This is a genomic window from Bacillus sp. FJAT-49711, assembly GCF_018343715.1.
GTDB lineage: Bacteria > Bacillota > Bacilli > Bacillales > Bacillaceae_C > Lederbergia.
The window spans coordinates 442364-456804 of the sequence record NZ_JAGYPL010000002.1 but is presented as its reverse complement, the minus strand read 5'-3'; the positions used below and the strand labels follow the sequence as shown (position 1 = coordinate 456804).

Below are 14441 nucleotides of genomic sequence, written 5' to 3'. Positions count from 1 at the left end.
CTTCCTTTCCGTTTCAAGTTAAGTATCATTTCCCATGTGTAGGCATGTGAGCGTGTAGACTTACAGGTTCAATTTCTAAAAAGTCTTTCGCTTCAATTTTGTCGAGATAGCTCATTTGATTTCCAGGAAAACTCTTCATTTTCCATCCAGCCATATCACGATTTCCTCCATAAAGAGGATCAGCGTAGACACCCTCAAGTACCACCATTCGAAATAACTTGAAGAAGTCGCTGGAAGTAACTCCTTCCATAGGCACATCACCTTTTTCAAACGCGATTAGCACTTCATCTTGTTCTTTTTCCGTCAGTTCGGTAAAAGTTTTTTTGTATTTTTGTTGACTAAATGATTTGATTTTACCAATACCTTGACTGAAGATTTCATTTCTTTTTAAGTGGGATTGGAAGCCTTGTGTTTCAAGCCCTGGATAAAATGGGCCCATCATATAATCCCGGGCATTATGTCCCCAAGCCCCAGCTAATTGATGATCTATATAGTAAGGAACATCTAAATCGATGGCACCCGGGCCAAGTTTATCCGCTGGGAAAATTCGTTCAGCAGCTTGGGAAAGAACGTTAAAATCTTCAGGATTTGAAAAATACATCATCGCTTGCGTATAACGCTCTACTTTCGCTTTTTCTGGAGGTGCGGCACCCAAATTTTTATCATTTGGCTTCAGCACTTGCTGTGTGATCAGCCCACCCAACACACCACCACCAATGGCTCCACCCGCAACGTAGCTCCCTTTACGAATAAATTCTCTGCGAGTCATTTGTTTATTTCCTTTTTGCTCACTCATCTCATAACCCCTTTCCAAAAAGTATTGACGTTATTATTTACAAAGAAAGGGAAAATACACATATATAGGGTAGATAAAAAAAAGAACCTTACTTTTTTGTTCAAAGTAAGGTTCTTTCATATTAAACTTCACTAATAACTCCATCTGCAATATTAACTGCGTGGTCACCAATTCTTTCTAAATTGCTGACGATATCAACATAAACAATTCCCGCTGTGCCCGTGCATTGGTTTTCATTTAATCGAATGATATGCTTCTTACGAAGATCACGTTCCATTTGATCAATGATTTTTTCTTTTTCAAGAACAGCTTTAGCTTGCACAATATCATTCTGCTCTAAAGCAGTAATGGCTTGTCTTAAAGTAGAAACAGTTAAATCAAACATTTCATCTAAATCTTCCAATGCAGATTCAGAAAATGTTACTTTATTTTTAATTTGACTATCAATTAACTCCATAATATTTTCAATATGGTCACCAATACGCTCTAGGTTAATAACGGTATTCATAAGGGTATGGTGAGTATGCAAATCATGATCTGTCAATGAATGGTAAGAAATCTGAATCAAATATTCAGTGATCGTTTTATCTAAGTTGTTAAGGGCATCCTCAATTTGCGGCAGAAGCTCTCTATGCTTCTTCCCTTGTGATTTAAAATATTGACCTACTTCTTCCATGCCTTTATCCGCTAATTCGGCCATACGCAGAACTTCCTTCTTTCCTTGGCCGAGAGCGATCGAAGGAGATTGACGAATAAATTGCTCTCCTAAATGAACGGCCTTATGTTCAATGGAAGTATCTTCCCCAGGAATTAACTTTGTTACAATCCAAGCTAGTACTGCTATAAATGGAAATTGGATGATCGTATTTGTCACATTAAAGGTTCCATGAGCAAAAGCAATCGTCATTCTAGGATTTAAATTAAAGGTTGTTTGGAAAAACTCAACCAAATGTGTATACGGAATAAATAAAAGTAAAACGAGTATTGTTCCAATGACGTTAAAAAGCACATGTGTAAATGCAGCCCTTCTTGCAGCGACGGAAGCTCCAATAGAAGCTAAAACCGCTGTAATGGTAGTTCCAATATTATCTCCAAACAAAATTGGCAATGCTGCATTCAAATTAATAGCACCTTGATCATACAAGGTTTGCAATAGCGCTATTGAAGCAGATGAACTTTGGATGATAACGGTGAAAAGTGTACCGACCCCTACACCAAGTAATGGGTTATCGCTTAAATTTACCATCATATCCGAAAAAGCTTGGGCTCCACGCAGTGGTTTCATCGCGTCTCCCATTAAACTAAGTCCGAAAAATAAAGCTCCAAAACCAAAAAATACTTGGCCAAAGTTGTTCACTTTATGATTTTTAAAGAAGAAAATTAAGATTGTTCCAAAAGCAAGAATCGGGAGCGAGTATTCGGAAATATTAATCCCAATAATAAATGCCGTTACAGTCGTTCCAATATTGGCACCCATAATGACTCCGATGGCTTGTCTTAATGTCATAAAACCCGCTGTCACGAGTCCAATCGTCAAAACGGTTGTAGCTGAACTAGATTGTATCAATCCTGTTACGACAATTCCGGTTAAAACTCCCATGATTGGCCTAGTGGTAAAGCGATCCAACAACTCTCGCAGACCATCGCCCGCAACCTTTTGAAGGCCATCTCCCATAGACTTGATTCCATAAAGGAATATCCCCAGTCCTCCAAAAAACATAAAAAGTATTGTTTGCAAATCCATGTCTTCTCCCCTAATTATTATTATTCGACATCATTCTGCCCCTCACAATCTTAATGAAGAAACAATTAAATGTACATTAAGGAATTGTAAAGATTTTGTAAAGATGAATTTACAATTCAACCTAAAATTGGACTGAACTGAAAAATCGGCCTATCATTTATAAAAAGGAAATTAAAGGAGTGGGAAAATTGACTGACCAACGAAAACTCTTTAATGGGATTCCGTTATCCGTTCTTGATTTAGCCCCTATTACAAAAGGCGGCAGTGCTGAACAGTCTTTTAAAAATAGCGTAAAGTTGGCTCGTCTCGTGGAATCTCTTGGATTTAATCGCTACTGGTTGGCGGAGCATCATAATATGCCTGGTATCGGAAGCTCGGCAACCTCAATTCTTATTGGTCATATTGCCGGCGTGACAAAGAGAATTCGTATAGGAGCAGGCGGTATTATGCTGCCTAATCATGCCACACTTGTCATAGCCGAACAGTTCGGAACATTGGAATCTTTATACCCTGGGAGAATCGATCTTGGTTTAGGACGTGCACCCGGAAGTGATCAAGCAACAGCTTATGCACTTAGGCGTACGTTAAGTAGAGGTGCAGAGGAATTCCCACAGCAAGTTGATGAATTGCAAGCGTATTTTAACTATGACCCAGAAGCTCGTGTTAGAGCAATACCAGGTGAAGGTTTGAATATCCCTATTTGGCTGCTTGGCTCAAGTGGATTTAGCGCACAGCTAGCAGCTCAAAAAGGATTACCCTTTTCTTTTGCAAGCCATTTTGCGCCTGATTATGTATTGCAGGCGTTAAAGTTATACCGTGAAAATTTTAAACCGTCTGCCGTCCTTCAAAAGCCATATGCTATGCTTGGCATCAATATCATCGCAGCCGATACTGACGATAGAGCCATGTGGCTTTCAACTTCCCAACAGCAACAATTTTTAAGCTTGATTAGAAATCGTCCAACAGAATTGCAACCACCAGTTGAAAACATAGATGAAGTCATGTCTCCAATTGAACGTGCCCACATTGAAAAAACACTAGATTCTAGTTCTACGCTTGTTGGGAGCTATGATACGGTAAAACAAAAACTTGAAGCCTTTATTAAAGAAACTGAAGCTGACGAAATTATCATTAATTCTCAAATCTATTATCAGGAAGATCGCTTAAAGTCTTATGAAATAGTTGCTGAAATGATGGACTGATTAATTCTCGTTTTGGATAGAGTTGACATATTACGAATGGAGAATTTAAAGTAATAAAGAACGATCCAGAACGGAGGCTTATTTTGTGGCAAAAAAGATTTTCTTGATCATTAGTTTAATCATATTTTTCGGGCTAGCTTTTTCATATGACCTTGTATTTTTTGAAAAAATGGATATCCATATCCTTGAGTTTTTTGAAGGGATAAGAACGACGTTTTTAAATGGTTTCTTTTATTTCTTCACAGAATTAGGTTCTAAAAGATTCATTATTCCAATGTCCGTTGCCGTACTCATTTTTCTTATCATCAAGAAAAAATATATGGAATCTTCGTTTTTAATTTTAGCTTTCTTAGGAATGACTGGTTTAAACCATATATTAAAAGGATGGATTCATCGCGAGCGGCCATCTCTTGAGGCCTTGTTTCATGAAAGTGGATTTAGCTTTCCGAGTGGACATGCCATGGGCTCAATCGTAGTATACGGGTTCTTGTTTTATCTCTTTATCTACATGTTAAAAATGGGGCAAAAACATCGCTACATATGGTTGACCATCACCATTTTGTTCATCATTCTTATTTCAATCAGCCGAATTTACATAGGCGTGCATTATCCGACTGATATCATTGCTGGACTTTGTGCAGGATACGCGTACTTATTTTCGATTATTCGCCTTTATCAACTTTCAGCCAAAAAAAGGCCGCTCTCTAACTAATAGAAAGCGGTCTTTCATTTTAAACGAAATGCCCTTCAATCATTGTCCATAATACATCATAATCGGAATCCAGCAAGACGAGGTCTGCGTCCAATTGCGGAGCAATGGCTCCTTTCGTGTCCATTCCTAAAATAGCGGCAGGTGTCGTGGCCGCCATATAAACAGCATCCTGCAATGAAATTCCACTTTCAACGGTTTTCTGTAATGCAGCATTCATTGTGACGGTACTGGAAGCAAGTGTTCCATCAGCAAGTCGCGCTTCACCGTTTTCCACTGTTACTTTATGGCCGCCAAACTCATACTCCCCATCTCCCATATTCATCGCTTGCAGCGCATCTGTAATTAAGACAACCCCTTCCGGCCCCTTAATGCGGTGCATAAGGCGAACGATGGCTGGATGAAGATGCACGTGATCAACAATCGCTTGTAGGCTTACATGATCTTCTTCAAACGCGGCTACTACAAGTCCCGGATCACGATGATGAATAGGGCGCATACCATTAAAGCAGTGTGTGACATGGCTTGCCCCCTTTGAAAAAGCTTCTTTTGCTTCTTCGTATGTTGCATCTGAATGGGCGATCGCGACAATGATGCCTTTCTCTTTTAAAAACTCAACCATCTCAATCCCGCCTGGCAGCTCTGGTGCGATTGTGACCATTTTAACGAGGTCGCCTGCTTCAGATAAAATTTCCTTCATTTCATCTAGATTAGGATGACGTAAATACAACTCATTTTGCATACCTTTACGTTTTACATTTAAATACGGGCCTTCTAAGTGGATGCCCGCAATTTTAGCACCTTGTTCTTTACCAATAACGTTCTTAACATTTCGGATCATAACCATTAAATCTTCGATTGATGATGTAACAGAAGTAACAAGAAAAGATGTACAGCCTGTGGCAGCACATGTTTTCGAAACTTCAAGAATGCTTTCTTCCGTCCCATCCATCATATCGAATCCATTTGCACCATGGATGTGGACATCAATCGTTCCGGGAATTAATAACTGTCCATTTGCGTCAATTACTTCATACTCCTTGGGAATTTCCGGATTAGTACTATGGTCTACTTTTTGAATTTGTCCATCTTGAATCCATACCGTGGATGCCTGTGTGATTTCATTTGTTGTCACAACTTTAGCATTGATAATGACCTTTTTGCTCACCCTTAACTCCCCCATATTTTATAAAGTAAATTTCTCTTTTATTTCTCCCACTACAATTCCAGCATCATTTTTGATAACAGATGGCCTAATATCCCTTAAGGATGCAATCGTTTGTTTATTGCTGTAGCCAATTTGTTCAAGTATGGCGGCTAATACATTTGGCCACACATCTTCGGAGCCGCTTAAAACTTTTAAAGCAAAACCAATTCTTTCTTTTTTCAGGCCGAAGCAATAGACTCCTTGCGCCCCACCTTTTGCAACAATGTTATCATCTCTTAGTAAAACTGAGCAGACAAAATCTTCTGATGCCACAATATTAGGATGGAGATTCATGACATTCGTCATTTTTTTGACTGCTTCTTGCATGTCTTGGTCAGCGATTAAATCAGGACAAGCTAATTTCAAATACGTAATGGCCATGTTTTTCAATGGGATGGCAAATACAGGCACCCCACAACCATCAACCCCAGTTTTTATCTTTGATTGGGGGACTTCCGACAGCTCGGAAAGAATGCTCAGTATTTTTTGCTGAAGTGGATGACTTTCTTCCCAATAGCCTTCCACAGGAAAATCGAGCTCACGGCACATTGTTGCAAAACCTAAATGTTTTCCAGCGCAATTATGATACAATCTTCTTTTACTTTTTTGTTCCCGAATCATCGCTTCTTTTGGAACAGCATTTAACGGATAAGAAGCCGGGCAAAAAAGTTCTTCCTCTTTAACCGGCAGCTTATTTAATAATGACTCGAGTGCGGCGATATGATAAGTTTCCCCGCGTTGGGAAGCTGTGAATAAAGCGGCTTCCTCATCAGTTATATTGTATTTTGAAATAATATTGGATAAAAATATCGGGATTGCTTGTATAGGCTTGGCAGCGGAACGAAAATAAACATATTGATCGTCTCCGCCAACTTGATAAATGGATTGAAGCTGATCATTTACCCCACAAATAATTCCACTATGAATATTTTCAACTAAACCATTTCTCATTTCTTCGATTAACACTTCATATTGCATCGTAATGACTTCCTTTCAGTATAATGAAGCGATTCCATTTTTATTTTACTACATCATGTTATGATTTTCGATTTTACAATCATAAATTCTTATTTTCAGGGTAACTTATGGACGCACCACTAAAAGGAGGACAGATAATGGCTAAGAACAATTCTAATGCTCATGAAAAACAATCAAGCCAGCCAAAACCATTAAGCGGTTCCCACAAAGTAAAAAACAAAAACCATACGAGACAAAATAAAGCTGGCGGCCATGATATGTAAGCTACAAGCGTAAGCGTCTGAATATAGACGTGCAGCGGGACCACGACGAAAAGGCGGATTTAGTTTCCTTATCGTAAAAGGGCAAAAACTTTGCTAAATGGTAGGCGCTTAAATAAAAAAAAAGAAAAGCCATGATCACGATCGATTATGGCTTTTCTACTCTAGTTAGATAAAAGAGGTTTTGACTTCTTTATTGATTTGACTCTTTGTAAAGATTGCTTAGTAGAAATGGTTTCTTTTTTCTTTTGCAAATATCGTTGCTTTTCAGATTCCTGTTGCAATGCGTATATTCTTTGCTTAACTTCTGTTTCTAAAAAAATAAACATTTTTACTTCCTCCTATAAGGAAAGCTCGCCAATGTTATTTAAGTATGATGTGTTTTCATCTCTTGTTTTGTCTTTGTCTGTTATGCTGCCATCATTTAATCTAAGAAGGTTTTGCAGGCTCCCTTTTATTTTTTTGTTTGAAACAATCATTTCGCCCATTAAATCAATGGCTGTTATTTTTTCTTGCAATACCTCGGGATCTATATCCTCATTAAGTGTAAGTTCTCCTCTTACAATAAAGTTTGAAGGTTTGTTTAAAGCTAACAATTGATCATTTGACCATTCTTCTTCATCTTCAATCAAGATGAAAGTATTTTCGTAAGCAAGCACTTCCGTATCCAATAAAGTGCATAATTCGTATATGATATCCTCAACAGTCTCGTGACAAACAATAAAAGATGAAGAATGAATTTTAGAAAAAGCATTTGTCAGGGCTTCCCGAGATACGTCTGCATCTATTACGATTGGCCTCTTCGTCATAATCTTTTTATTTTTAAAACGACGAACGGAACGGCTATTTAAGCGAAGTTGACTCTCAATCAATTCGTAATCCGCTGGAATGACTTCAACAGGTGATGTCGTTAATGATGCCATTTTTTTATATAAATAAGCTTCTTGCTCTTCATGGATAGTGATTTTTCCGTGCACTTCCATATCACTGATTTTTTCATTAAACAATTCCATATTAAGGTCGGAGGAAAACTTAAGAACTCCGTTCACTACTAAATATTGCGGACCCTCCAGAGATTGAAGAAATGAATTGGATAGTGTAAACTTTCCATTCTCAATACGAGGTGGTTCTCCTTGATAAGTACTGACATTTAGCTCTCCATCCGCAAATAGAGTACTGACGGAACCAGAAAGATGAGCTGGGCTATATACTTTTCCATTCATAATGAAGTGAAATAAATCTTTTTTTATTTGATCAGCTTGAACATTTTTATCAATAATGACGATTCCATTAATGAATAAGTGCAATGGTTCTTTTATCGACTCTATATAAGCTTCATCAATATTCAAAATTCCATTAAAAAAAGAATATCCCTCTGGAATTGAGATTGTTTTTCCGATATTTCCTATATTTATGGCTGATAAAAGATGGGCATTTTCATTTTTATAAAGGACAAGCCCTACATTATCAATTCTTTCAATTCCTTGTATGCTTTCTTCAGTTGCATTCGTTAAATTTAATAACCCTACATTTGCTATTCTCTGTTTCGTCATTTGTCTTCCTCCATTTCCATTATGAGTCGCAAACGGTTAATTGCCTTATGAAGCTTATACCTGATGGTTGAAGCTGGAAGTTCAAGCTGTCTTCCAATTTCTTTACTATTCAGCCCAAGCCAATACCTTTTAAAAACAATATCGCTTAGTTCGGCTGGTAAATGCGATAAAAGCTCTGCCATTTCAACATGATTTCCAGTTAATGCTTGCGCAGGTATATCAAAATCGTCTTCCCATTCCGATAATCGCTTTTCTTTTCTTCTTTCATCAATGAGTTTATTTTTCATGACGCGGTAAAACCAAGCCTTTTGTTTATATTCGGGAAGGTTATAAAGTTCCGATTCTTTTAAGGACTTCATTACAGCATCTTGGACAAGGTCATTTGCCTCATGCTCATGCCGGGAAATCGATAAGGCAAATCGATGAAGATCCACTTTTAACTTTTCATAAAGATCACTCACTTCCATATGTCTCACTCACTTCGATTTTTTTGTTGCCTTCGTATAGATAACGTTTCATAGCGTAAAAGTGTTGGAGAAAAATAAATTTTTTTTATTATTTTGGAATTCTTTATCTTGGACGTTAATTTTCGCTCCAGCTCGCTTTTTAAGTGCGCCATCCGAATCCAATATGCTAGTTGTGTTTGTGAGGTTTTTCGTACTCCGTTTTCAAGTGGCTGACTTTAGCTAGAGCTTCTTTTTACAGTCAAACTAGCCGTAAAAAATGATTGCCTCTACTATAGATTTATTTTAAACCTTTATGGGACGAGTTTCCGACTATATTCACAACTTTTTCATTCTTTAATGGCAAAGAAGTTGATCTACCATTATGATGGATTTAGATACTTTTTTTGCAGGAGGTACACATGGCACGACTTACAGATCATTTAATCGTTATTTCATTTGATTGTCTTTCCGCATTGGACTTTCCCATGCTTAAAGATCTTCCAAATTTTCAGGAACTATTAAAACAAGGTTCATATTGCAAAAACGTTGAAACTATTTACCCATCTGTCACTTATCCATGTCACGCGACGATTGTAACGGGAAAATACCCTAATCGACATGGTGTCATCAATAATACTTTCCTTCAACCGGGAAGCCCCTCCCCCGATTGGTATTGGCATCGATTTCATATTAAAGGAACAACTTTATATGATGAGGCGAAAAAAGCTAGCATGAAAACAGCCGCTTTATTATGGCCTGTTACCGCAAAAGCTAATATTGACTACAATATGCCTGAAATTTTTTCTAATCGTCCTTGGCTCAATCAAATAGCCGTTTCATTGGCAAATGGAAGTGTATTTTATCAAATTGATATGAATAATCGTTTCGGCCATTTAAGAAAAGGACTTAGTCAACCAGAACTAGATGACTTTGTATTAGAATCTGCTGTCCATACAATTGAAACGAAAAAACCAAATTTAATGCTTGTCCATTTTACTGACCTCGATACACAGCGGCATTATCATGGCTTTTCCTCTGATGAGGCCCAAGCTGCTATAAAACGCCATGATATGCGCTTAGGCAGGATTTTACATGCTTTAAAAAATGCAGGAATATATGAAAAATCGAGCGTCGTTGCTCTTGGAGACCACAGTGCTTTAGATGAATCAAAGGCCGTGAAAGTAAATGTACTTTTAAGGGAACAAGGTCTTTTGAACGTGAATGAAAAAGGCAAAGTAACTGACTGGAAAGCATATTGTAAAAGCTGTGACGGCTCGGCTTATATATATTTACATGATCAGAATGACACGGAAACGAAAACACGTGTAGGGGAACTATTGCGAAATCTCTCAAAGGATGAGAATAACGGAATAGAATATGTCCTGACAGGTGAAGAAGCAGGAACAAAAGGCGCTGATGAGAAGGCTGCCTTTATGATCGAAGCACGCAAGGGGTTTTATTTTCATGAGCGACTTGAAGGAGCGTTTATTGATTCGATAACGAAAGAAGATGTCACGAATAAACGATATACGTTCGCTTCTCATGGGTATTCACCTGCAAAGGAACATTACAAAACAATGCTGATCGCTTCTGGATGTGGCATTCGCGAAAACATTGTTATTCCTTCGATGCACCTTGTCGATGAAGGCCCTACATTTGCAAAATTACTTGGACTCGACCTCGGGAATACTGATGGGAATGTCGTCAATGAATTATTGGATGTTTAAAAATTTCCAACATTCTAATCTATTCTTCAAGTACAATATATATAAATTATAAAGGGGGGAAATGAGTGAAGAAGAAATTTTCAAAAGAAGAGAATAGTTGGGTGCTGTATGACTGGGCAAATTCTGCTTATTCGATTATCATTACATCGGCCGTTTTTCCAATCTTTTATAAATCTGTTGCAACATCGGCTGGCGTTAGTTCCGTGGATTCTACTGCCTATTTAGGCTATACTATCGCGATCGCCACTTTTATTTTGGCGATGCTAAGCCCAATATTGGGGACGATTGCAGATTACCAAGGACTTAAGAAAAAGTTCTTCACGTTCTTTTTTGCATTAGGAGTTGGTGCCACTGCTTTACTAGCTTTTATCCCAGGTGAACAATGGCAGCTATTATTAATTCTTTATATGTTTTCAACCGTTGGTTTCACTGGGTCAATCGTATTTTACGATGCTTTTATTGTCGACGTCACAACAACGGAACGAATGAATCTCATTTCTGCTCGCGGGTATGGTCTAGGATATATCGGAAGTACCATTCCGTTTATTATCAGTATTGCGATAATTCTTTTAGCTCAAAAGGAGATCCTTCCTATTTCAGCTGGATTGGCCAGCAAAACCGCATTCCTTATTACAGCTATTTGGTGGGGACTATTCGCCATTCCAATGTTTAAAAATGTTCATCAGCGCTATTATATTAAGCGTGAACCAAATCCAATCGCAAAGAGTTTTAAAAGACTTGGCCAAACGTTTAAAGATATTCGTAAATATCGAGCACTATTTTTATTTTTACTTGCTTATTTCTTCTATATTGATGGCGTCGGTACAATTATATCCATGTCCACGGCATATGGGACCGACTTAGGAATCGATGCTGTCAATCTTCTAATCATTTTGTTTGCAACCCAAGTGGTCGCCGCACCTTTTGCCATTTTATATGGAAAGTTAGCTGAAAGATTCACTGGAAAAAAGATGCTCTACGTTGGAATAATTGTTTATATTATCGTTTGCATCTACGCATTCTTCCTTAAAACTGTTGCTGATTTCTGGATTTTAGCGATGCTTGTCGCTACTTCCCAAGGAGGAATCCAAGCATTAAGCCGCTCATATTATGCTAGAATGATTCCGAAAGAAAAGTCCAATGAATTTTTTGGGTTTTACAATATTATTGGAAAGTTCGCTTCTATTATGGGGCCGCTTTTACTTGGGGTCACAGCACAAATTACGGGGCATACTTCATATGGGGTATTTAGCCTTGTCATACTATTCATTATTGGAATTGGAATTCTCATGCGAGTGCCAGAACAGAGAGAAAATGGGAAAAACCTCAGCAATACGAAGATTGTGTAAATAAAAAAACAGGGACTGGCATTTCGCCTAGTCCCATTTTTTTGACCTTAGTGAATTTACCTCGTTTAAGTTCCTGTTAATCAATCGTTTGATTAGCGTTTGGTTATCCTTTTTCTATTTAATCAATCGTTTGATTAGCACTGGATTGCCTATTTTTCATTTAATCAATCGTTTGATTAGGACCCTTTTCCTCTTCTCCATTTCATCCATCGCAACTGAACGGGAGTAAAGAACCTGAATCGATAAGATCGTTTTTTTAAGATTTACTTTTTTCCTTTAACCAAACGTTTGATTAAATAATTTCAGATGTGAGCAGGTTCTATGGCGTTTCATTATTTTGGTTTTATAAAAGAAAATGATTGTTAACTACCACGTGAAGATTAATTACGTATGGAATGTACTTAGTTAAGAAAAGAATCATATTTTTCTCAGTGTTTACTTTTTCTTTGTTCTTCTAACTTCTTTTCTCCATTCTTTTTGATATTGTTCTTCGACTTCGGATGTAGATGGAATAAAAGGTTCCTTATTATAGTCAACTCGCTTCCCGTAACGAAGCAGCTCATAAATGATCATCCCGTTATTTGGCTTTCCATTTACAGTGATCATAGGGACACAGTCAAAGAGTATATAATAAAAAGCATAGAAGATGAATCGATTCCAAAAGGTATGAAATGATTGAATCCCACCATTGGATAAAAGCGCATTAATCAATAAGGCAAAGCAAAGATTTGTTAAGATTGGCCCTGCATAAATGCTAATATACGCAAGTCGGCTTTTCTTTTTAATAGAATCATATGAAAACCAACTATATATATGGTAGTATTTTCGAATATCGAACATACCTAATTTGAAAATTCTTGGTCCTGTTCCAATCGTTACTCTAGGATTTTTCACACCGAATATTCCACTTGTAATGAGATAACCCAGTTCTCTTAAAAATACGACAACTGGAAGGATAATAAATGCCGACATAATCAGTCCAATTAAATCTGTAAAACCAAACATAAAATTCCTTTCATCTAAAATTTAACTTTACCTTCCAAGTACCCTTTCAAACACGGATCAATCTTATTTCGGTGGATTTATCATTTCAAATAGGAAGTCATGTTCAAGCTCATATTTTACTTGAACCTCTCACGGCTAAAGCCGTAAGATTCCTAGGTACAGAAACCCCTTGGCTTCTAATGGATTAGGCTATCCCCACAGTTCCTGCGGTTAATCGCAATGCTTCATTGCGAAGATTGATACTTGCGTTAAGATCACGTTGATGAAGGCATTCGCATGATGGGCAAGTCCACTCACGCAACGCAAGATCCTTAACGGCTTTATGTTTATGACCACAATGAGAACAAAGTTGACTGGAAGCAAAATTCCTTGCAACAAGGACTACTTGTTTTCCGTACCATTTTGCTTTATATTCCAACATCGTTCTGAATTGTGACCACGATACTTCACTGATTGCCTTTGCAAGATGGACATTTTTAAGCATCTTTTTTACAGCTAAATCTTCCATCCCAATCAAGTCGTGGTTTTTGACAAGATGGGTGGAGATTTTATGCAGCATATTCTGCCGTGAATTCGTGATTTTTTCATGGATCTTGGCGACTTTCACTCGTTGTTTATGCCAATTGGTGGAGCCTACTTGTCGCCTGGATAGGACGCGTTGGGCGTTGGCTAACTTTTCCTCTAACGCGCGAAAAAACGTTGGATTTTTGTATACGGTTCCATCTGATAGAGTGGCAAAATCTTTTAATCCAACATCGACCCCTATGGATGAACCTGTTTTGAGTAGGGGCTGTATATCCACTTCAACAAGAATGGAAACAAAATATTTACCAGCAGGGTTCCGCCGAATGGTGGCATTGATTATTCGCCCATGAACTTCTCGACTTTTCGCAAAGCGTACAAGTCCAAGTTTTGGGAGTTTTATATGTTTGCCCAGCACGGCAATATTTCCATTTACATATTTCGTTGTGTAGGATTGGACGGGATTTCTTTTTGACTTAAAGCGAGGCTCATCATTTTGTTTTTTGTAATATCTTCTATAGGCTTCATGGACGATTTCAACCGATTTTTGCAGGGCGATGCTGTCTATTTCTTTCAAGAATGGATAGTGTTTCTTCAACTCTGGAAGAGCTTTAATCGACTTATTCTTATGGAAAAATTCTCCTTTCCAGTTGTTCCTAGGGAGTTGTCCGTTTTGAACCATTTCCGCAACCATATGCCAATAGGCATCTTTCCCTTTTTGTTTTCCTACAAAATAATTGTAAACAAAACGGCAACACCCGATGGTTTTGGCGATTAGGACTTCTTGAGTTTTAGTGGGATAGATTCTGAACTTATAGGCTCTGTTCACGATCAAAGGATGCTCACCTCCCCTTCTGATTTTGAATGTACTGCCGAATCTGGGTCTTTGTCTGTTCGCTAGCGGTTGCGACAAAATAAGAAGGGTTCCAGAGATGACCACCCC

The 14441-nt window shown here is 37.9% G+C and carries 15 protein-coding genes; 5 read left to right on the top strand and 10 right to left on the bottom strand.

The annotated features are described in order from the left end of the window. Positions 1–25: 25 nt before the first annotated feature. Positions 26–796, bottom strand: a complete 771-nt coding sequence (locus tag KHA96_RS09860) for a gluconate 2-dehydrogenase subunit 3 family protein (RefSeq protein ID WP_213129134.1) — start codon at positions 794–796, stop codon at positions 26–28. Between the two features lie 121 nt (positions 797–917). Then, positions 918–2540, bottom strand: a complete 1623-nt coding sequence (locus KHA96_RS09855) for a Na/Pi cotransporter family protein (RefSeq protein WP_213129133.1) — start codon at positions 2538–2540, stop codon at positions 918–920. A gap of 188 nt (positions 2541–2728) precedes the next feature. Here KHA96_RS09855 and KHA96_RS09850 point away from each other — a divergent pair, with 188 nt between their 5' ends. Both KHA96_RS09850 and KHA96_RS23355 read left to right on the top strand, forming a co-directional pair. Beyond that, positions 2729–3742, top strand: coding sequence for an LLM class flavin-dependent oxidoreductase (locus KHA96_RS09850; RefSeq protein ID WP_213129132.1), 1014 nt, complete (start codon positions 2729–2731; stop codon positions 3740–3742). 85 nt (positions 3743–3827) lie between these two features. Continuing rightward, positions 3828–4454, top strand: a complete 627-nt coding sequence (locus KHA96_RS23355; protein WP_213129131.1) for a phosphatase PAP2 family protein — start codon at positions 3828–3830, stop codon at positions 4452–4454. A 19-nt stretch (positions 4455–4473) separates the two neighbouring features. On the opposite strand, the gene nagA is transcribed toward KHA96_RS23355, so the two are convergent. Continuing rightward, positions 4474–5634 (bottom strand): N-acetylglucosamine-6-phosphate deacetylase, encoded by a 1161-nt coding sequence (nagA, locus tag KHA96_RS09840; protein WP_213129130.1) that lies wholly within the window; start codon positions 5632–5634, stop codon positions 4474–4476. A 3-nt stretch (positions 5635–5637) separates the two neighbouring features. Then, a complete protein-coding gene (locus tag KHA96_RS09835; RefSeq protein ID WP_213129129.1) occupies positions 5638–6636 on the bottom strand; it encodes an asparaginase in 999 nt (332 codons plus the stop codon). A gap of 137 nt (positions 6637–6773) precedes the next feature. On the opposite strand from KHA96_RS09835, the gene KHA96_RS09830 reads away from it, so the two are divergent. Further along, the gene (locus tag KHA96_RS09830; RefSeq protein WP_213129128.1) at positions 6774–6899 is read left to right on the top strand and encodes a small acid-soluble spore protein P; all 126 of its coding nucleotides are present in this window, start codon (positions 6774–6776) and stop codon (positions 6897–6899) included. A gap of 161 nt (positions 6900–7060) precedes the next feature. Here KHA96_RS09830 and KHA96_RS09825 read toward each other — a convergent pair whose 3' ends face one another. The 3 genes from KHA96_RS09825 to KHA96_RS09815 are packed head-to-tail and all read right to left on the bottom strand — an operon-like array spanning position 7061 to position 8916. Next, on the bottom strand, positions 7061–7225 hold the full coding sequence (locus tag KHA96_RS09825) for a hypothetical protein (RefSeq protein ID WP_213129127.1): 165 nt from the start codon (positions 7223–7225) through the stop codon (positions 7061–7063). A gap of 12 nt (positions 7226–7237) precedes the next feature. Then, on the bottom strand, positions 7238–8449 hold the full coding sequence (locus tag KHA96_RS09820; protein ID WP_213129126.1) for a hypothetical protein: 1212 nt from the start codon (positions 8447–8449) through the stop codon (positions 7238–7240). After that, positions 8446–8916 carry an RNA polymerase sigma factor gene (locus KHA96_RS09815; protein WP_213129125.1) on the bottom strand — a complete coding sequence of 157 codons (471 nt, stop codon included), beginning with the start codon at positions 8914–8916 and terminating at the stop codon, positions 8446–8448. Before KHA96_RS09815 ends, KHA96_RS09820 begins: the two co-directional genes overlap by 4 nt. Positions 8917–9314: 398 nt before the next feature. Between KHA96_RS09815 and KHA96_RS09810 the strand changes: the two genes are divergently transcribed. Next, complete coding sequence (locus tag KHA96_RS09810; protein WP_213129124.1) at positions 9315–10622, top strand: alkaline phosphatase family protein; 1308 nt, start codon at positions 9315–9317, stop codon at positions 10620–10622. 65 nt (positions 10623–10687) lie between these two features. Further along, positions 10688–11971, top strand: a complete 1284-nt coding sequence (locus KHA96_RS09805) for an MFS transporter (RefSeq protein WP_213129123.1) — start codon at positions 10688–10690, stop codon at positions 11969–11971. 435 nt (positions 11972–12406) lie between these two features. On the opposite strand, the gene KHA96_RS09800 is transcribed toward KHA96_RS09805, so the two are convergent. The 3 genes from KHA96_RS09800 to KHA96_RS09790 form a co-directional block, all read right to left on the bottom strand. Then, a complete protein-coding gene (locus KHA96_RS09800; protein ID WP_213129122.1) occupies positions 12407–12976 on the bottom strand; it encodes a zinc metalloprotease in 570 nt (189 codons plus the stop codon). Between the two features lie 184 nt (positions 12977–13160). Further along, entirely contained in the window at positions 13161–14333 is a 1173-nt protein-coding gene (gene tnpB / locus KHA96_RS09795; protein ID WP_213129121.1) for an IS200/IS605 family element RNA-guided endonuclease TnpB, read from the bottom strand. A 7-nt stretch (positions 14334–14340) separates the two neighbouring features. Then, positions 14341–14441, bottom strand: a 101-nt coding sequence (locus KHA96_RS09790; RefSeq protein ID WP_213129898.1) for a transposase, incomplete at its 5' end; no start/stop codon positions are given.